The organism is Thermostichus sp. OS-CIW-31 (assembly GCF_054060305.1).
On the sequence record NZ_JBSSDA010000003.1, the window covers coordinates 129,334 to 147,800 of the forward strand.

Here is an 18,467-nt window from a genome sequence, read left to right on the forward strand (position 1 = left end):
GCAGCCCTTCTCCGAGAGCAACAGAGGCGAATCAGATGAGAAGCTTGCTAATAAGGACTTCTTCCGGCTACGGGATCCGCAGGCGAGAGACTTTCTTCCTGTGGCAACTCTTCCGGCTCATTTGAAGAGCCATTCGGACGAGAGGAAAAAGATGGCTCTGGGCTGCTCGCGTCGGCAGGATCCATCCCCGGCAAAGCCAAAGAACCAGCAGCCTCGGTGGCCCGAGCATACAGCCTGGCTCGAACCTCTGCCTCCTGCTTGGGCTTCAGATAAAGGTTCTCCAACAGCACCGCCATACCGGCCACCCACGGGGGGGCGATCACCGCCCCAACAATACCCAACAACTGGGTGCCCCCCAGCACCGCCAGCAACTGATACAAGGGCTTCACCCGCACCGAGGATCCCACCAACAGAGGATCCAACACATAGGTTTCCAGGTTTTGAACGGCAACATATAGGATCAGCACCCACAAAAAAGTCCAGCCCCCCTGCACAATCGCCACCACCAAAGCGGGCAGGGATCCCAGTACCGGCCCAATGAAGGGGATAAGGTTGGTAAACCCAGCGATCACCCCCAGCGCCAGAGCAAACTCCGACAGGCCCAGAAAGCGAAGCGAGACGGTGATCATCACACCCAAAATGGCAGAGACCAGCACCCGCCCCTGGATGTAGCCCCCCATGCGCTGAGCCATCGGGTGTACCTGCTCAGCAAGCCGCTCATTCCAGGGATAGGGAAACAACTCCACCAAGCCCCGCACCAAGTCAGAGCCGCTCACCAGCATGTAGCCGGAAATGAAGAGGGTCAGCACCGTGGTTAGCAGACCACCCAGCAAACCGCGGGTGAAGTCGAAAGACTGCACCAGCACCCGTTGTCCCGAGCGAACTGCCCAGCTCATCAACGACTGAGGATCGAGCAACTGGTTTAAGTAGTCCAGCGCCGCCGGATCCACCCCCGCCAGATCGGCAATCCAGGTGTCCACCAGCAGTTGTAGTCGCTCCAGATAGAAGGGCAACCTCGCTAGCAACCGCTGGGTCTGAGTTACCACCGTTGGGCCAATGAGCAGAGCCAAGCCGGCAATCCCGGCAATTAAGCTCAAATACACCAGCACAACCCCCAGCCAGCGGGGGATGCGTAATCGCTCGGCCAGATCCACCAGGGGAGCCAGCGCCGCCGCCACCACCACCGCGATCATCACGGTCAGCACCAAGCTGCGCAGTTGCCACAGCAGCAACAACAGCATCCCTGTGGCCACCACCAGGGCTACAGAGGATACGGAGATGGTCAATTGTCTTCGGCTCATCATCTGGCTGGGTTCTCTTCAGGGGGCTAGGTAACAGACGGCTCTACCATCCTGGCTTGCCCTAGCTGGACTTGCCAAATGCTCCTGGGCAAAGACCCTAGACCCAGAACTTCCCTGCCCAGTCGGCCAGACCAAAGATCCGCAGCAAAAACCCAGCCAGAATTGCAGCTACCGCAACAGTTCCCTCCGCACCGCTTCTACATATTCCAGCAGCCCCGGGGATCCCCCGCCCGAAACCTGCCACAACATCAAAGCGCTACCCAAATCGGAAGCGGCACCAGCCCTATCCTCTCCCTGGTAAGCGCGCGCCATACCGCGGTGGTAGTAACCTTCAGCCCGCTGGGGCTGCACCTCGATAGCCCGGCTGAAATCCTGAACGGCCAAATTGAAGTCGCAGATGCTGGCCCACATCAGGCCGCGATGGACATAGGCCTCGAAAAGATCGGCAGCACTTTGATTTTGCTTGGCCAGCTCAATCGCCAGATGCGACACATCAAACGCCGATTCCAGATGGCCTTGTTCGGCCCAGATGCGAGAGCGGATCAAGTGCAGTTGCGGGTTGTGATAGGCAATCCGATCCAGAGGAGACAAGGTTGCCAGAGCCTGCTCAGGTTCTTGCAAACGCTCATGTTGGATTTTGGCCTTGAGCAAATAGGCTTCAGCCAGGTAGGGATCCAAAGCAATGGCAATATCCAGATCCCGCAGAGCAGAGCGCATCAAGCGAGCAATGGCAGAAGCATGCTCAGGCTGCGGTAAAGCAGCAGGATCTTCTTGAGACTCCCGCCAGAAGTATTGCGCCCGTTGCAGATAAAGCTGCGCATTTCCCGGCTCCTGCTGGATGAATTGGGTTAGCAGCGCCAGCTCATTGGGAACATCCGCCTGAGCAGAGAATGGAGAAAGGGTAGGATCCTGACGCCGAGGCCGTGCCGACAGGGCAGGGCTTGAGCTGGAACGGCCAACACCCCCGGCGGGCTGGGGAGCTGCCTGCTGTACCAGCAACTGATGAGCCTGCTGCTGGTGAGCTAGAGAGCGCTGCTCAAGCTGCTGTACCCGTTCTTGCAGCTGGGCTTGCCGCATGAGCCAAGATCCAGAACCTGCTTCATCTTCAAACAAGGCCTGGGATGAGGGCAGGGAGTGCTCCCAAGCTTGTAGAGAAACCTCAGTGACAGGACTCTGGCTCTTACGAGATGAGGTCAACCAGCCACCTTCGCCGATCAAAAACGGCAAGGACAGCAAACCCAACAAAGCCGAGCCGGAGAACAGAAGACTGGGCCTAAGCATGGATCCCACCCCTTGAAATAGCTTAGAAGTAAAGAGTTGCCTCTAAACTAGTTCGCCGCAGCCGCAGTGTCCAGAGTTTCGGCGATGCTTGCCCTGAGCCAAAACTCAGAAACTCTCCCCTAGGGGATTCTGCCACCCGCCAGATCCACCAACTCCACGCGGCGATTCTTCGCCCGGCCTTCCTCAGTGGTGTTGCTGGCCACAGGAGCAGAGAACCCCACACCAACCGGATAGAGTCGACGTTGCTCGATACCCAGCTGAACCAACCGGTTGACAACCGCCTCGGCCCGGCGCCGCGAGAGACCTAGGTTGTAGTCGAAGCTACCGGTTGCATCGGTATGACCGACCACGAGGATGCTGAGGTCGGTGCGCTCGCGCATCAGCTTGGCGATCTCGGCAAGGGTGGGCTCGGCAGCCGCTTCAATCTGATCCGAGTCATAGGCAAAGAGAATGCCGTAGAGGGCGATCCGGCCATCGCGGCTGATGGCTTGATTGATCTCGCCGCTTGTGATGCTTTCAACCAGCTCCAGGCGTTGCTGGCGGGGCTTGACATCGACGACATCCACTCGCCCCAGAGTAATCCCGGTCGGGATCGGTCCACTGCCGCGGGTGATCTCCCAGTCATCGGTATTGACCACAAAGTAGGCGCTCACGAATCGCTCATCGCCTTCGGGGGACTTGCCACGTGCAGCCAAATAGGCAGCAGTGTTTTCTCTGGCGTTCTGAAACGGCCACTGGGCCCGTTCTTCCGGCGTGCTGTAGGTGCCCTTCATATTGAGGATCTCGTGAGCAATCTGGTTGTTGTAGCCAAGGGTCTCAATCTCCTCCCCCAAGCCGGAGAAGAGGATCTCAAAGCCAGACTCTTTCAGTTCGGTTTCGTAGTTGAGCAGTGCCTCGAGAGGGACAACCCGCTCCGGCAGTCGGTAATAGGTCGTGATACGACGCCCCTCGACAGTTTGAGACCGATAGGGCTGCACAGCTCCCATCGCGCCACTGAAGACGATTTTTTCAAGGGCCAACTTAAAGCGGTCGTAGTCGGCCTGCGATTGAAACACAATGCTGGATCCTGCGAAGCGCTTAAGCCCTGGGGGATCCGCTGTCCCTGGCAGATCGGCCCGAGCTGGCCCCGCCTGGACAAGTAGAGCTGTTAGCGTAGAGAAAATAAAACCTTGCAGGGCATGGCGCCGCAAACCCACGTAAAAAGGCATGGTTGTCTCCCAGGTCTCCGGATCCGTTCCGGGTTTTCTGCCAGGAGTTTACCCTAGAAGGGATCAGAAATGCATATGCATAAAGTTAAGGTCAAGGCAAACTTTGTAGTCATTTAGGATTGAGATGAGATGACTGGGGTACCAAATTCTTCTCGCTTGCTAGGACTAAAAGTTTGGGTATGGGTGGGATGTCCTAGAATAAAGGGGAGAGGGAGCAGGCCACCGTTTTCTTAGCAAGCTGCCGGTGGATACAGGAATGAATCGCGATCTATTGCCCCTGTTGATTGCATTGGCGGCTGGCTGTGGCCTGACTAGCCGCTGGCATCCCCAGAAGGAAGCGGTGTGGCTCTACCAGTTGAGCCAGCCGGTTACAGCGCCCCAGCCGGGGGTAGAGGTCTATGTCTTGGATCTATTTGACACGCCCCCGGAGACTGTTGCTCTGCTCCAGCGGTCGGGTGCCCGCGTTGTTGCCTATTTTTCAGCCGGGAGTTGGGAAGATTGGCGACCAGACGCTGCGTTGTACCCGGAAAGCGTACTGGGCGCAGCCTACGAAGGCTGGGACAGAGAACGCTGGGTGGACATTCGCGCCCTTGACATCCTGGCACCAATCCTGAGCGCGAGGCTTGATCTGGCGGTGCAGAAGGGATTTGACGGTGTAGACCCGGACAACGTGGACGGCTACCTGAACCCCACCGGCTTTGCCCTCGCACCGGCTCACCAACTCCAGTTCAATCGCTGGCTGGCCCAGGAAGCCCATCGTCGCGGTTTGGCGGTCAGCTTGAAAAACGATCCTGAACAAGCGGCTGCTCTAGAGCCCTATTTCGACTTTGCCGTGAGTGAGTCCTGCTTTGCAGAGGGGTGGTGCGATCTTTGGCAGCCTTTCACGAAAGCCGGCAAGCCGGTGCTCGCCATCGAGTACACAGATGCCTTCACCGAAACTGAGTTCCTGCAACAGGTCTGCTCTGCTGTCCCGGCAGGTCTGCATGCTGTGCTCCACCGCAGGAAACTAGAGGGTTGGGGCGTGTGGTGTGGTGCGGGGATAGCTGTGCCAGGTGTAGCCAAAGATTTGGTTAGCCAGCCAAATCATCAAAGCGCTGATGACCGCCCTTTGGCGAGTTAACCTGGTGCCTGCAATGATGCCGATAGCAACAAAGGGCAGCGTACAGGTATAGGCGATATTGCTCAGGCAGCCAAGGGTGGTGAATAGGCTGGGCCAAGTCTTGGGTAGCCTGTAGCCAAATAGAGGCTGGGATTCGGCGAGGAGCTTCGGGAAGGGCTTGAACAAGCGGCTGTAGGCTGACCATAGGCTAATCTCCTGGGAAAAGATGGGCTTTTAGGGGACAATTCCTAAGCAGGTGCTCGTGGACAAGTTGTCCCGCTACTGGCGGAGTAACCCGCTTGTACCAGGTGCGGTCGCCAGAGTAAAAAACCACCGGTCGCTGTTGGCAAACTTCTAGACAACCTGAGGTTATGACCGGTACATCCAGGTTGACTTCTCGGCGGGCAGATTCCAGAGCTTCCACAACCGGTTGATAGTTGCGGGAAGGATAGCAACGGCTGGAGCGACAGACAGTCTGGATCCCCCACCTGCGGGGCTGGTTCTGGGGATTGAGACGGCGGTAGAGAGCGGCGCGGCTAACCCATCTTTTGCGGCGCAGCTCGGGTGGGGTCTTGCGGTAGGGGCCGCCTTGGTGCTCCTCCAGGCACAAATGCAGGTGCCAAGTTTCGGTGGCCACTGTCAGGTAGCCGTCGTAGAGCATGCACAAAGCCGTCGGCTTTTCAAAAGCCAGCTCCAGCACTCCTCCTTCCACCCCATGACCGAGTTGGATCTCGGCCCAGCGTTCTTGAAACAGCTCGTAGAGCAACGGCCCGAGACAATCAATGTGGGCAGGGATCCCTTCAGCGCCGTCGTCTGGAGCAGCGACGCAGTAACCAACTGGCGGCGGCCCGGTCGCCTTCATCCCATGCCAACCGCTCCACGGCCACCATCACCATCGAGGTGATTACAGCTTCACTTAAATGGCGAGAACGCAAATGCTGCACGGCTGAAGTGGCGGCCTCCAGGTCGCGTCTGCGAATGGCGCGGAGCAGCTCATCAGACATAGACCAAGCCAACGAGCCTCACTTCCTTTCTGCCCCCTTTCTACCCCAAGAGCCAGAAACTTCCCCTTTCCTTCACCTGCTTGTCAGATAATGCAAAAGTTCGTCTTACTTTCACGAAATATCTCACAAGATGTCTCAGGAATTGTTACACTTTTTGCCCCTGAGCCGACTAGGCATGTCAGACAGCAGGGAGGACCGCAGGGGAGCACGGGATCCCTTTGATAAGCCGCTCCATTTCTGCTTGTAAATCTTGGGTGAGGGCTTGTACGGCTTGTCGGCGGTTGGCCTGGTAGGCGGGCCAGCGTTCGGAAACCGAGAGGGGATCCCCAATGCTGAAACGGGCCAGGCGGGGTCCCAAGCGGGGGGGAGCAGTTCCGACGGGATTTTCTCCTTTGATCCAAGCCAGCAGACTCCAGAGGCGCAGGGCGGTTTCCGCCAACTCGTCTAGACTTAGACTGGGCTGCTCGGGCATGGGGCGCACCGCAAACACCATCAAGGTTTCCGCCAAGCGCATGTGCCAGAGGTGAAAACTGGCCTCAGCAGCCACTCGATTGGCCAGCCCCCTCTCCAGAGCCGAGAGACCAGCAATATCGGCAATATCTTCGCGGTAGATCCAGGCCCAGCCCGCCTGTTCGATGCGGTGCCGCCGCTCGATTAAGTCTCCCTGGGGCTCCAGACCAAAATGCTGCTCGGCCACCCGCAGGGCCAGATCTGACAAGCTTTGAAGACGCGCCAACAGATCCCCCTCTTTAACTTGGGCTCTATCTGCAGCAGGAAGGGCAGGGGCATAGAAGCGCTCATAGAAGGTCTGCACGACTTGCAGCAGGTGTTCTCCCAAGCGAAGAATACGGGCCAGCAAAAAGGCCTGACTGGCATGGGTTGAGCGCGGGGGTGGCAGCTTGCAATCGGCCTCCATGCGGCTGAGCAATCTATTCAGAGCGGCACTGGGATCCCTCAGGTAAGAATAGCGAAGGCCCACCGGCAGGATCAGCACCTGCTCTGGCCGTCCCGCCTTGTGCAGATCCTCCACCGCCCAAAAGCTCATCTGGGCTACCCCCGGCTCCAACGGGTTGAGAAGACTGCTCATGCCGTTGATCGTCCCTTCTGGAGCTACCGCCAGCGGATATTGGCCCGATACAAACTGCTCACGAGAACTTTTTAGCCCTGCCCGATCCAGACGGCCTCGCAAAATCGGGATCCCGCCCAAGCGCGGCAAGCCCCAACGGGCAACGGATCCCAGCCACAGAGGTAGGCCGCGGTCGTAGACAAACAAAACGTGGGGCCGGCCCCGAAAGCGGATCCCCTGGCGTTGGGCCACCTGCGGCAGAAGATGGGCAAACAAGTACATCAAGCAGGGGGGATCATCCAGGGTCGGGTGTCGAAACGCCACCAGCAGGCGAATCTTGCCCGCCTCAAACTGCTGATAAAGCTGAGCCAAACGCTCTCCCCCCTCTACTTCAACGCGAGGGATCCCTTTGGTCCATCGCAACCAAAAGGGCAAGCCTGCTTGAGCAAAACGAACGACCCAAGGCGTCAATCGCGGTGGCAAAAACTTGAGGGGTGGCTGAACCTTCTGTTGCATAGGGATCCTTATCTAGGGTCAGAAAGAGGGTGAACCTAGGCTTTGGATCCCATCTTAAAGAGGGCAAGGCAAGAAGAAAGCCACACAGTGACAGTTCGTCAACTGGATCCCTTCTCCTCACTCCCGGCCCGGCAGCGGCTCAAGCCCCAGCAGTTTTTTTCCGGCGACCGCGAGTCGCTTTGGGGGAAGCTTCTTTACTTGGGGTTGACTCCTCCACCACCTGGCCGTTTAGCACTTGCTTGAGGTGAATGTGCTTGTAACCCAGCTGAATCTCGAACTCATCCCCGGGTTTGAGATTCATTTTTTCGGTGTAGGCCGACCCAATGATCAACTGCCCATTTTTGTGAACGCTGACCCGAAAGGTTGGCTCACGACCGCGCTTGTCCCGGCTGGAACTTGGGCTGAGGCTCAGACCTTTTGCTGCCAGCACCGCGTCATAGAACTCATTCAAGTTGACGCGAGGCTTGTTGGTCTTGGTCATGGTTACATAGCCACATCGCTTTGCCGTTTCTCGGCGCGGAAGATGCCCCAAAGCTTCGACCTTCTGGAGCAGAGCCTTCCCGGTTAAAGGTTGTGGTGGTATATCTGACATTTTTTAATGTCCTACATCCTTCTCTTAAGATCATACCCTTGTGATGTACTCCTGCAACCGAAAGTCGGAGGCTTTTTTGAAGACAGGTTTTTCTCCTGTTCCTTGAGCCAGCAGCTCCGAAGGAAAAACCTCGTCTCCCTCAAGAGGTGTTCCTGCCCTTGCCAAAAGGTGATGGGGGCAAAAAGAACTCAAGCCCTGAAGAGTGCTGGGGCTTTTGTGGATGGAGCTGACAAAAGATTGCCGTTGGAATAGGGGTGGTGCCGTGGCGCAGATGCAATTGACCGCCTTTGAGAGGGGAAAGCAATTGAGACTTCACCCCATGGCCGAAGGCGCGCAGGGGATAGGCATTGCTTGGAGACAACCTCATCCTCACTCGTCAGGTGCCCCGAACTCTGATCACGTCTTCTGCAACTTCCGCCAGAAAACGGGCTCGATCTTCCCAAAAACCGCCATAGAGACGGGCACGGCGATTGCCATTGCCTTGCGGAAATGGGTCGAAAAGATAGCCAGAGCGGGTGTGAAGCTGGATGCCATCAGACCTAGGCCAGCAGGCATTTTTATCTCTTGGCAGAGGCCGGCTACATCTGAGTAATGGCTGAGGGATCCCCTCTTCGACATTTCTTTAGATAGGAGACCAGTGAGCGCGAGTTGCCCAAAGCAAGTTATTTATTCAGGATCCACTCGATTGGCCACCGCTGAGACAACGATGAGTGGCAAGCTCACCAGCAAACAAAAGCCCCATTGCTCCCAAGACAGGGGTGCTGTGTCGAAGATAATGTTGAACAGGCTCCACTGGCTGAAGAGGATCTGCAGCAGGATGGCCGCCCCAATGCCGATGGCAATGGCTGCTGTATCCATGAGGCGCTCATGGCGCTCCAATTGGCTGGCACGTCCACGGCCCAACAGGGTAGGAATGGCCTGGCTGAGGCTGAGCAAGTAGAAGATGCGCCCGATCACCAACGCTTGGATGGCCATGGTGCGGGCCAGGTTAAGGTTGCCGGTGGTTTGTTCGATGTATTCAAAAACCCCGAAGATCAAGATCCAGTTGAACACGGACACCAGCAGGATGCGCTGCAGCAGCCTAGGAGAGAGCAAGTTGGCGTTCGGATCCCGCGGTGGGCGAGTCATCTCTCGGCCTGTGCTCGGCTCAAAGGCAAGAGGCACCGTCATGGTGATGGAGTTGATCATGTTTAGCCACAGCACTTGAATGGCCAGAATGGGGAGCTCGCGGTTGAGCAGCACGCTGAGGAGAATCGTCATCGATTCCCCCCCGTTCACCGGCAGGATGAAGGCAATGGCTTTGAGCAGGTTGTTGTAAACCGTGCGCCCCTCCTCAACGGCTGCCTCAATGGAGGCGAAGTTGTCATCGGTCAGGATCATGTCGGCAGCAGCTTTGGCCACTTCGGTGCCGCCTCGCCCCATGGCAATCCCCACATCTGCTTGCTTTAGGGCCGGAGCGTCGTTGACGCCATCGCCGGTCATGGCCACGATCTGCCCCCGCGCTTGCAGAGCTTCCACCAGGCGCAGCTTTTGCTCTGGCACCACCCGTGCGAAGACGGATCCCTCATTGGCGGCTGTAACAAACTTCTCGGGGCTGAGCCGCTCCAGATCTCGACCGCTGTAGGCTTGCACAGGTTTTCCACCCCCCAGGCCCATCTGCTCGGCAATGGCTTGAGCCGTGAGCACGTGGTCGCCGGTGATCATCTTCACCTGGATCCCAGCCGTTTGGCAGGAATGCACTGCCGCAATGGCCTCCGGCCGCGGCGGGTCGATCATTCCTTGCAATCCCAAGAAAACCAGATCCCCTTCCAGATCGGGGTGATCCACACGAGTCTGGCTGCTGGAGACAGGTTTCTGGGCAAAGGCCAGAACTCGCAGCCCTTGTCGTGCCAACGCCTCCACCTGCTGGCGAATCCGCTCCTCTTCCAGAGGCTGGATCTCCCCCTGGGATCCCATCTGGCTATGGCAGCGGGACAAGAGAGCCTCTACGGATCCCTTGACATAGAGGCAATGCTCTTCTGGCCCCAGCCGGTGCAGGGTGGCCATGTACTGAAACTCGGATTCAAAGGGGATGCTGTCCAGGCGAGGGCGGCGGCGCTGCAGTTCTTCCAGATCCAGACCCCCCTTCTGGGCTGCCACAAGCAGAGCCGCCTCGGTGGGATCCCCTACCACCTCCCACTGGCCGTTGTCTTTGAGTTTGAGACGGGTGTCGTTGCAGAGGCAACCGGCCAAGAGACAAGCCTGTAACACCGGCAGCCGATCCACTTCCACCGGAGCATCCCCCTCCTGGGCCAGGATTTGTCCCTGAGGACTGTAGCCACTGCCTGTGACTCGGTAGAGCTGGGATCCGGCGTAGATGGCCTGCACCGTCATCTGGTTTTCCGTGAGGGTGCCGGTTTTGTCAGAGCAAATTACCGTAGCGCTGCCCAGGGTCTCCACCGCCGGCAGCTTGCGGATAATGGCGTGGCGTTTTGCCATGCGGGAAACCCCAATCGCCAAGGTTACAGTGACTACCGTCGGCAAGCCTTCGGGGATAGCACTCACCGCCAGCGCCACTGCCGCCTCAAAGACACTGGCCGCCCCCTGTCCCTGAGCCAATCCCACCAAAAAGGTGAGCCCGGCCAAGCTGAGGATGATCCTGAGCAGCATGAGGCTGAATTCCTCGAACTTGCGTGTTAGGGGAGTTTGCAGGGATCCCCCCTTTTCGACCAACTCCGAGATACGGCCTGTTTGAGTCTGGTTGCCAATGGCCACCACCACCCCTGCTCCTTGGCCGAAGGTAACAAAGCTGCCGGCATAGGCCATGTTCTGGCGGTCGGCTAGGGGTGTGTCTTCCGCCAGGGATCCCAGCCGTTTTTCCACCGGCACCGACTCTCCGGTCAGGGCCGATTCATCCACCTGCAAGTTGCGCACGCTCAGCAAGCGCAGGTCGGCGGGCACCTTATCTCCCGAGCTCAAGAGCACCACATCCCCCGGCACCAGCTCCCGCGAGGGCACCCGCAGTTTTTGCCCCTCCCGGATGACAGTAACCTCCGTCACCACCGACTGGGCCAGGGCGGCGATCGCTTCCTCCGCTTTGGACTCTTGGATGTAGCCGATGAGAGCGTTGATCACCACCACCGCCCAGATCACGATGGCATTGCGCCAGGATCCCAAAAACGCCTTGACCGCCCCGGCAACCATCAAGATGTAGAGCAAGGATTGGTTGAACTGCTGCAGAAACTTCACCCAGGCCGGGGTAGCCGCCTTGGCCTTTAGCTCGTTGGGGCCATATTGCTTCTGCCGCTGGATCACCTCAGCTTGAGACAGACCCCGTTCCAGAAGCGCCGCCAGAGGCAGATCCACTGCAACGATTTGGCGGGCAACATCCTCTTCGGGCAGAGCGTGCCAGGGAGCTGCCGGCAATGAGTCAGGGGAGACGGATTTTGCCATCGCAGGTCTCTAGTTGAATCGCAACAGAACTTGAAAGCCAGCCGTGAATTCAACGGCAAATCCCTCGTACAGTCCACAGCCTAGCCGACGCCGCCTACCCCCCAGAAGTGCCGCTGTTCCCCCCAGCGTCAACAAAGCCTAGTACCCAGGAATGCTGGGGAAGGGAAACCACCTGTCCAGTTGTTCTGTCGGGGGTCGTAGACCTAGACAAGTGGCGTGGGGTAGGAATACCCAACCGCGAGGTAAAGACTCCATCCCGCTGACGCCAAGGGAAGCCCGCGCTCTGTCCGTAGGACGAGCGCCGGGAGGATGTCACGAATGCTAGGGTCTGTAACAGAGGGGAGCTTGCTCAAGATCGACAGGGATCCTCAGCCAGCCGAGCCAAAGCTTCCAAATCAGCACCCACCACGCGGTTGAGAATCCATTCGGGATGTTGCTGGGCACCCATGCGTCGATAGAACTCTATCGCCGGCTGATTCCAATCCAAAACCATCCACTCCAGCCGCCCATATCCTTTGGCCACCGCCTCCTGAGCCACCCGCGCCAAGAGCGCTTTGCCAATGCCTCTGCCGCGAAACTCCGGCAACACGAACAGATCCTCAAGGTAAATCCCTGGTCGGGTCAGGAACGTGGAAAAATTGCGGAAGTAGAGGGCAAATCCCACCGCTTGCCCCTCCACTTCTGCCAACAACGCCGAGGCCAAAGCCTCTGGGCCAAACAAATAGTGGCGCAACAGATCAGCGGATCCCGTTACCAGGTGGCTCAGCTTCTCGTACTCGGCCAAGGCGCAGATGAGGTCAAACAAAACGGGTACATCTAAGGCGGTGGCAGGACGGATTTCCATACTTTTGCCTGGCTTCACAACCAATTCCTTGAATTTCCTGAGATACCGGCACGAGAACAGACCACAGTTTATTCTTGTTGTGGACAGAACGCCCAGGCAGCATCTTTTGGACGCGCAGCGTGGTGGGGGCAGCGGCAGGGGCCCAGAGGACTCACCGCACAAGGCAGGTAGGGTGACCGAGAAAAGTAACGGCAGAAGGGATCCCAGACCGAGTCAGAAAAGAGAGTTGGCATGGCCCGGCGCTCGTCCCCGATTGAGAGGCGGCGGGATCCCCTCTTTTCCAGCAGAGGGATCAACTGAGCCCAGAACGTTAGCCCCAACCACAAGCCAACTCCCACTCAGCGCTTGCACAATTGCCCTCCCCCGTCGGCCAACAGCGTTGTCTTCCAACCAGAATCAGCCTCGGCCAGCCTGCTTGCCCAGGACTAGCGTGGCAGCCCGTTTTGGAGCTGTCCTTCCCTGCCGGCAAGAACCCGAGAAAAACCGATTAGAGTGAAATATGGACTGACCCGCTGAGCCTTCCGATTCCATGACCACCTCCACCCTTGATGCTGCTGCCATCCTTGAAGCGTTGCGCCCTGTTCAAGATCCGGAGCTGCGCCGCAGCCTGGTGGAACTGAACATGATCCGGGATATTCGCGTCGAGCCTGGGCGAGTGGCCTTTACCCTGGTGCTGACCACGCCGGCCTGCCCTTTGCGGGAATTCATTGTGGAGGAGTGCAAAGCTGCCATCCGCCAGCTGGCCCCCATCGAAGCGATTGATGTTACGGTAACGGCAGAAACCCCCCGTTCCCCTTCCCTGCCGAATCGCCAGCCCATCCCCGGTGTGCGCAACATCATCGCCATTTCCAGCGGCAAGGGGGGAGTGGGCAAAACTTCGGTGTCGGTAAATGTGGCCGTGGCGCTGGCCCAAAGTGGAGCCCGGGTGGGGCTGCTGGATGCCGATATTTACGGTCCCAATGTGCCGCTGATGCTGGGCCTGCAGGATCGGTCTCTGGTTGTGCAAAAACGGGAAGATGGCGGCGAAGACATCTTCCCCTTGGAAAATTACGGCGTCAAGATGGTGTCGATGGGCCTCTTGGTGGGACGGGATCAGCCGGTGATCTGGCGGGGGCCAATGTTAAACGGGGTGATCCGGCAATTTCTCTATCAGGTGCAGTGGGGAGAGTTGGACTACTTGATTGTAGATATGCCCCCCGGCACCGGCGATGCCCAATTGACCCTAGTGCAGGCAGTGCCGCTGGCAGGAGCTGTGATCGTCACCACGCCACAATCGGTGGCCCTGCTGGACAGTCGCAAGGGCTTGAACATGTTTCGGCAGTTGGGGGTGCCCATCCTGGGTATTGTGGAGAACATGAGCTACTTCATCCCGCCCGACCTGCCGGATCGCCAGTACGATATTTTCGGCTCGGAAGGGGGAGAGACCACGGCCCGCGAGCTTGGTGTCCCGCTGCTGGGGCGGATCCCGTTGGAGATTGCCCTGCGCCAAGGGGGAGATATGGGTACGCCTATTGTCATCGGCCAACCTGAGTCGGCTTCAGCCCGGGCCTTGAAGCAGATTGCCAAAACCTTGGCAGGCCGCGTTTCCATGTTGGCTTTGGGGGCAGGCTAGAAGCGCTCGGCTTCCACCAACGAGACCCCGAAGCTGCGTCCCCCCACCACAATCCCCTCTTGGGCCTTGCCGCGCACGGTTACAGTGCTGTTCATGGCCGGTAGGCCCTTGTCGGTGATGACCCAGAGGGAGCCGCTGTTGTCTTGGATCTCATACACGCCCTGGCCGAACACTCCTATCTGGTTGACCACGCGACCGCGGATATACACATTGGTGTAGCGGGAGGGATTTTGTTCGATCTGGGCGATGGGGGTTGTGCCGATGCCCAGACGCGCCAGTGGCCCACACCCGGCTAGGGCCAGGCTCAAACACAGCAAGAACACCAGGGATCCCTTGGGGAAAGGTAGGCCAAGTTGCTGTTTCATGGGTTGCTTCCACTGACGAGCACCTGCTCCCACCATAGCAAGCCGGCAGCCGATCCACGGCCAAGTCAGAACTTCTCGCCAATGCCGAAGTGCAGTTGGCCTTGGCCAGCGCCACCTTGCCCGATGGCGTAGTCGATGCGCAACGGCCCCAAGGGAGATTGGATGCGAATGCCGACCCCCAGCCCCAAACCACTGCCCGGCTTGTTGCGCACCAGGGCAGGATTGCCGGCCACGGCAGCTCCACTGCCCAGATCAGTGCCGTAGTCGGCGAAAACCACGGCTCCCACCGGGTCAAAAAGGGGGAAACGCAACTCGGCGGTTGCCGTAGCAAAGCTGCGACCGGAACCGATACCCCCCTCGAAAAAGCCCCGCACCGAGTTGCCGCCACCAATGGCAAAAGCATCGTAGGGAGCCAAGTCGCCGATGGTCGTGCCTGCTCGCACATCAAAGGCCAATACCTGCGGTCGCTCGCTGCGGGTTTCAAACAGGTTGACGGGAATGAACTGGCTGTAGCCGGCCTCGAGGCGGTTGGCATTCAAGCCATTTTGAAACAGACGTACCGACTGTTCTGTGGAGATGCGAAAGACCGATCCCTGGCTGGGGCTGTTGGGGTTGTCGCGGGCGTCGTTGATGAGGCCGAGGCGCAGGGTGGTGTAGCTGTCTTGGCCGCTCTCGCTGAAGGTAATCGGGTTGCCCAGCACATCGAAGCGCTGCTGCTCCCCGTTGCTGTTGCGAGCTTCTACAAATTGGATGCGGGTGCCCAAGCTGGCCCGCCAATTGCCCCCAATCGGGCGAGAGAAAGTCACCCCGCCACCAAGACGGTTGATGCGCACGGGATCCCCGTTGGGCAGGGTGAATCCCTCATTGAAGACAAAGCTAGAACTTTGCTGGTTGGAGATGTTGACGTTGTAGGAGGTGGGGATCTCCAGCGTGGCAATCCGCGGGTCGGTGAAGTTCAAATCGAAGAGGGTTTCGTTGGTGCCCACCTGCACGTTGAAGCTGGCACTTTGGTTGTTGCCGCCCAAGTTTTGTTCGGAGACGTTGAGGCCGGCGAAGACCCCTGTGGCGGAGCTGACGCCGATGGTGCCTCCCAAAGTGCCGGTGCGACGTTCTTCCACGTTCACCACCACCACCACCTTGTCGGGATCCTGGCCGGGGTTGAGCCCCACATTCACATCTTGAAACAGGTTGAGATTAAAAACCGCCTGCAGGTCTTCCTGGATTTGGTTGCGGTTAAACACATCCCCCGGCTTGGACTTCAGCTCGCGGGTGATGATGAAGTCGCGGGTTTTGGTGTTGCCCTGAACGCGAATGTCCTCGATCACCCCTTCGGCGATTTCCAGGGTGATGGTGCCGTCTTCAGAGGAGCGCACATCCGTCACTTTGGCCAGCACGTAACCCTTATCGGCGTACCACTGCTCGATCTCGGCCACAGCCAGTTGCAGCTCGCCGAAGTTGAGCACCCGCCCTTCCTGGTCGGCAAAGGCGGCCCGCAGCACTTCCGGATCCAGAACTTTCGCCCCTTCCGTGCGCACGGCTTTCAGGATTGGGTTGGGCTTGACCTCAAAGGTGACCCGCACCCCCAAAGGCGTATCGGAAGGCACTGCCCGCACATCGGCAAACAATCCGGTGGCAAACACGGCATTGATGTCTTCCCGCAACTGGGATCGGGTGGAAACCTCGCCGGCGCGGGTGCGGATGACGCTGTAAACCCGGTTGATCAGCTCCGGATCTTCAGTGCCCTCAACCACTACCTCCGCTACCAACACTTCTGGCTCGCTGGCAGTGGGGGGTGGGGTGGGGGAGGGCTGGGCGGGGGTGTCGCCACCGGTGCGCAGGTCGAGGGTGCCGGGCTGAGGAACCGATTGCGCCCAAGCCGGGGATCCCATCAGCAGAGCGCTACGGGACGCTTCAGCAAACGCAAAAGCGGTGCAGAGCACCATCCCGCGGGTGAGCGCTGAAGTTAGCCAAGGGCGAAGTTGCCTGGAACGATTCATGGGGATCCCTCGCACACCAAAAAGCAAGATTGCAGAGCCGGGCCAAGCTTGCGTTAAAACCCTCTGCCGCCCGGCAGCGGACAATTGCCCTGGATTATATCAATCCCCATCCACCCAGATCCGAGCGTGGCCGCGAACCGGATTGCGGACTTGGGCAGTCTGGAGTGCAAAAAGCAGCCTCCCCCGCTCAAGGCAGGCGCAGGGATCCCCTACAGCGCTGGCCGCAAGACCTCGGCTCGACTTCCTCGGCAGCTAGGTTGACTTGGGAGTTGAGGATGACGACGGTGATGGGAGCAGGAGTGGGAGGCAAAGAGCGGCTGCTCCTCCAGCCCCAACTGTCGGCGTACTGTTGTGGGGGAACGTTGGGCAGGATCAGGACGGTGTTTTGCAGGACGTTGCTTTGCAGGGTGGTGGCGTTGCCGTTCAGGATCGCCATCTGCTGGGTGTGGGAAGTCTGAGCCAGGACGGCTGGAGCAAACCCGAAGCCGAGCAGAGCTGCCACTCCGGGGAGGAGGAGTTGGGTGGACAACATCGAGGATTCTCCACAAGACGCCAGGATGCCGACACTTTAGCCTGCTTTGCCCTCCGCTGAGTTGCCGCAAAAAAAGCTACGTGATGGGGAGGGATCCCTGCTGGGGACGTACAGCCGCGCGGCCCAAACCCACAAAAAGGCCTGCAGAGAGTACTCTGTGCAGGCCCGTCTTACTTATGTCTTACTTAATCTTGCTTATCTTGATCGTCTCAATTGAGCTCGGAAGGAGAAACCGGCCCCCGCTCAGGAGCCGCAGGGGAAAATCAGCTCTCCGGCTCAAACACCTTCAGATCGACCACCTTCCCCCCTTGGAAAGTCCAGTGGGCAAAGGTTCCGGCAACTTCCCCATTCTCATCGAAGTTGATGGATCCAGAGGCGCCGGTGTAGAAGATGTCTTCCCCTTTGCCGATCAGCTCCACAGCCTTGGCCCACTCTCCGGGCAGGATCTCGGTGCCGGGGGGATTGGCCACTTCCCGCAAAGCATCCCGAACAGCAGTGCCATCGGTGCTGCCGGCTTTCTGAATGGCCAGAGCCAGGACAAAAGCGGCATCGTAGGCGGTGTCGATGTAGGGGGTGGGGGGCAGCTCCCCGTAGGCGGCTTTGTAGGCTTCGGCAAAGATTTGGTAAGCCTTGCTATCGGTGAGGGCCTGGGGCGAAACGCCGATGGATCCCTCTAGCTTTTCGGCTCCCACCTGGGCTGCCACATCGGGAGAGCGCATGCCATCGGTGAAGACAAAGCGGTCAAACAGTCCTTCTTCCAAAGCTTGCCGCAAAATGACCACACCGTTTTCGGGGTAGCCGATCAGCACCAACGCCTGGGGATCCCCTTCCTTCAGTTGGGTCAGCTCACTGCGGTAGGAAGCCTTGCCGGGCTCGTAGGGAACCGACTTGGTGATGGTGCCGCCCCGCTTTTCAAAAGCCGTCTTAAAGCTGTCGGCCAGGCCCTGGCCATAGTCGTTATTGATGTAGATGATGGCCAGGCGCTCCAGCTTCTCTTCACGGGTGATCTGGGCCAGGGCTACCCCTTGATAGGCGTCGGAAGGAACCGTGCGAAATAGAAAATCGTTGTCCTCCAGGGTGGTGATGGTGGGGGCGGTGGAAGCGGGGGAAATTTGCGGGATCCGATTGGGAACAGAAACCGTCGTGGCCACCGGAATGGTGATGCCGCTGCCCAAGGCGCCGATAATGCCGGCCACCTTCTCCACGGTGACCAACCGTTGAGCTGCGTCGATAGCCGGCTGGGCCGACGTCTGGTCATCCGCTTCGACCACTTGGGCAGGGGATCCCAAAATGCCACCGGCGGCGTTGATTTGGTCAATCGCCAGCTTGATCCCTTTGAGGCAGTTTTCCCCGAAGGCCTGCAGATCCCCGGTGAGAGACATTAAAGCCCCAATTTTGACCGGCCCTTGAGTTGCCTGCTGAGCCGTGCTGGGCAGCAGAGTGGTGGCAAGAGCAGCAGCCGTCAGGGCAGCCGCCGCCGCAAAGGCCCGTCGGGTGAGTTTGTTCATGGGAGACATAACCAACAACCTCCTATGAGGGAAGAGAAAGTAGAACTCAGATCCCAAAAGTCAAGCAAGTGTTGAACCGTAGCAGTCAGACGTTGGCTCACCTCAAAGCG

General features: G+C 58.7%; 18 protein-coding genes. 2 read left to right on the forward strand and 16 right to left on the reverse strand.

The genetic code is table 11. The annotated features are described in order from the left end of the window. Positions 1 to 47: 47 nt before the first annotated feature. The 3 genes from ACVWY9_RS03165 to ACVWY9_RS03175 form a co-directional block, all read right to left on the reverse strand. A complete protein-coding gene (locus tag ACVWY9_RS03165; protein WP_457387521.1) occupies positions 48 to 1,301 on the reverse strand; it encodes an AI-2E family transporter in 1,254 nt (417 codons plus the stop codon). Positions 1,302 to 1,469: 168 nt separating this feature from the next. Further along, the gene (locus ACVWY9_RS03170; protein ID WP_457387484.1) at positions 1,470 to 2,378 is read right to left on the reverse strand and encodes a hypothetical protein; all 909 of its coding nucleotides are present in this window, start codon (positions 2,376 to 2,378) and stop codon (positions 1,470 to 1,472) included. Positions 2,379 to 2,701: 323 nt separating this feature from the next. Continuing rightward, positions 2,702 to 3,790, reverse strand: coding sequence for an OmpA family protein (locus tag ACVWY9_RS03175; protein WP_457387485.1), 1,089 nt, complete (start codon positions 3,788 to 3,790; stop codon positions 2,702 to 2,704). Between the two features lie 256 nt (positions 3,791 to 4,046). On the opposite strand from ACVWY9_RS03175, the gene ACVWY9_RS03180 reads away from it, so the two are divergent. Further along, positions 4,047 to 4,910, forward strand: coding sequence for an endo alpha-1,4 polygalactosaminidase (locus tag ACVWY9_RS03180; protein ID WP_414349986.1), 864 nt, complete (start codon positions 4,047 to 4,049; stop codon positions 4,908 to 4,910). Positions 4,911 to 5,097: 187 nt separating this feature from the next. Here ACVWY9_RS03180 and ACVWY9_RS03185 read toward each other — a convergent pair whose 3' ends face one another. The 9 genes from ACVWY9_RS03185 to ACVWY9_RS03225 form a co-directional block, all read right to left on the reverse strand. Then, complete coding sequence (locus ACVWY9_RS03185) at positions 5,098 to 5,751, reverse strand: (2Fe-2S) ferredoxin domain-containing protein (protein ID WP_414406465.1); 654 nt, start codon at positions 5,749 to 5,751, stop codon at positions 5,098 to 5,100. Next, a complete protein-coding gene (locus tag ACVWY9_RS03190; protein ID WP_041436260.1) occupies positions 5,690 to 5,893 on the reverse strand; it encodes a hypothetical protein in 204 nt (67 codons plus the stop codon). The genes ACVWY9_RS03185 and ACVWY9_RS03190 overlap by 62 nt, the downstream gene beginning before the upstream one ends. Positions 5,894 to 6,071: 178 nt before the next feature. Beyond that, positions 6,072 to 7,475: a 1-acyl-sn-glycerol-3-phosphate acyltransferase gene (locus ACVWY9_RS03195; RefSeq protein WP_457387486.1), complete on the reverse strand. Its 1,404-nt coding sequence runs from the start codon at positions 7,473 to 7,475 to the stop codon at positions 6,072 to 6,074. Positions 7,476 to 7,614: 139 nt separating this feature from the next. Continuing rightward, on the reverse strand, positions 7,615 to 8,067 hold the full coding sequence (locus tag ACVWY9_RS03200) for an AbrB family transcriptional regulator (RefSeq protein WP_011432404.1): 453 nt from the start codon (positions 8,065 to 8,067) through the stop codon (positions 7,615 to 7,617). A 139-nt stretch (positions 8,068 to 8,206) separates the two neighbouring features. Then, the gene (locus tag ACVWY9_RS03205; RefSeq protein WP_457387487.1) at positions 8,207 to 8,428 is read right to left on the reverse strand and encodes a hypothetical protein; all 222 of its coding nucleotides are present in this window, start codon (positions 8,426 to 8,428) and stop codon (positions 8,207 to 8,209) included. Positions 8,429 to 8,443: 15 nt separating this feature from the next. Beyond that, positions 8,444 to 8,671: an oxidoreductase gene (locus ACVWY9_RS03210; protein ID WP_457387522.1), complete on the reverse strand. Its 228-nt coding sequence runs from the start codon at positions 8,669 to 8,671 to the stop codon at positions 8,444 to 8,446. A gap of 62 nt (positions 8,672 to 8,733) precedes the next feature. After that, a complete protein-coding gene (locus tag ACVWY9_RS03215) occupies positions 8,734 to 11,499 on the reverse strand; it encodes a cation-translocating P-type ATPase (RefSeq protein ID WP_457387488.1) in 2,766 nt (921 codons plus the stop codon). Between the two features lie 349 nt (positions 11,500 to 11,848). Next, positions 11,849 to 12,343, reverse strand: a complete 495-nt coding sequence (locus ACVWY9_RS03220; RefSeq protein ID WP_414330224.1) for a GNAT family N-acetyltransferase — start codon at positions 12,341 to 12,343, stop codon at positions 11,849 to 11,851. A 68-nt stretch (positions 12,344 to 12,411) separates the two neighbouring features. Continuing rightward, positions 12,412 to 12,576: a DUF6464 family protein gene (locus tag ACVWY9_RS03225; RefSeq protein WP_457387523.1), complete on the reverse strand. Its 165-nt coding sequence runs from the start codon at positions 12,574 to 12,576 to the stop codon at positions 12,412 to 12,414. A gap of 296 nt (positions 12,577 to 12,872) precedes the next feature. On the opposite strand from ACVWY9_RS03225, the gene ACVWY9_RS03230 reads away from it, so the two are divergent. Next, on the forward strand, positions 12,873 to 13,955 hold the full coding sequence (locus tag ACVWY9_RS03230; protein ID WP_457387489.1) for an Mrp/NBP35 family ATP-binding protein: 1,083 nt from the start codon (positions 12,873 to 12,875) through the stop codon (positions 13,953 to 13,955). Here ACVWY9_RS03230 and ACVWY9_RS03235 read toward each other — a convergent pair. From ACVWY9_RS03235 to ACVWY9_RS03250, 4 genes are all read right to left on the reverse strand, one after another. Beyond that, entirely contained in the window at positions 13,952 to 14,320 is a 369-nt protein-coding gene (locus ACVWY9_RS03235; RefSeq protein ID WP_457387490.1) for a hypothetical protein, read from the reverse strand. The two genes, ACVWY9_RS03230 and ACVWY9_RS03235, sit on opposite strands and share 4 nt — an antisense overlap. A 65-nt stretch (positions 14,321 to 14,385) precedes the next feature. Next, positions 14,386 to 16,317, reverse strand: a complete 1,932-nt coding sequence (locus tag ACVWY9_RS03240) for a BamA/TamA family outer membrane protein (protein WP_457387491.1) — start codon at positions 16,315 to 16,317, stop codon at positions 14,386 to 14,388. Positions 16,318 to 16,504: 187 nt separating this feature from the next. Next, on the reverse strand, positions 16,505 to 16,849 hold the full coding sequence (locus ACVWY9_RS03245; RefSeq protein ID WP_011432412.1) for a hypothetical protein: 345 nt from the start codon (positions 16,847 to 16,849) through the stop codon (positions 16,505 to 16,507). 263 nt (positions 16,850 to 17,112) lie between these two features. Further along, positions 17,113 to 18,366 carry an ABC transporter substrate-binding protein gene (locus ACVWY9_RS03250; RefSeq protein WP_011432413.1) on the reverse strand — a complete coding sequence of 418 codons (1,254 nt, stop codon included), beginning with the start codon at positions 18,364 to 18,366 and terminating at the stop codon, positions 17,113 to 17,115. Positions 18,367 to 18,467 lie beyond the last annotated feature (101 nt).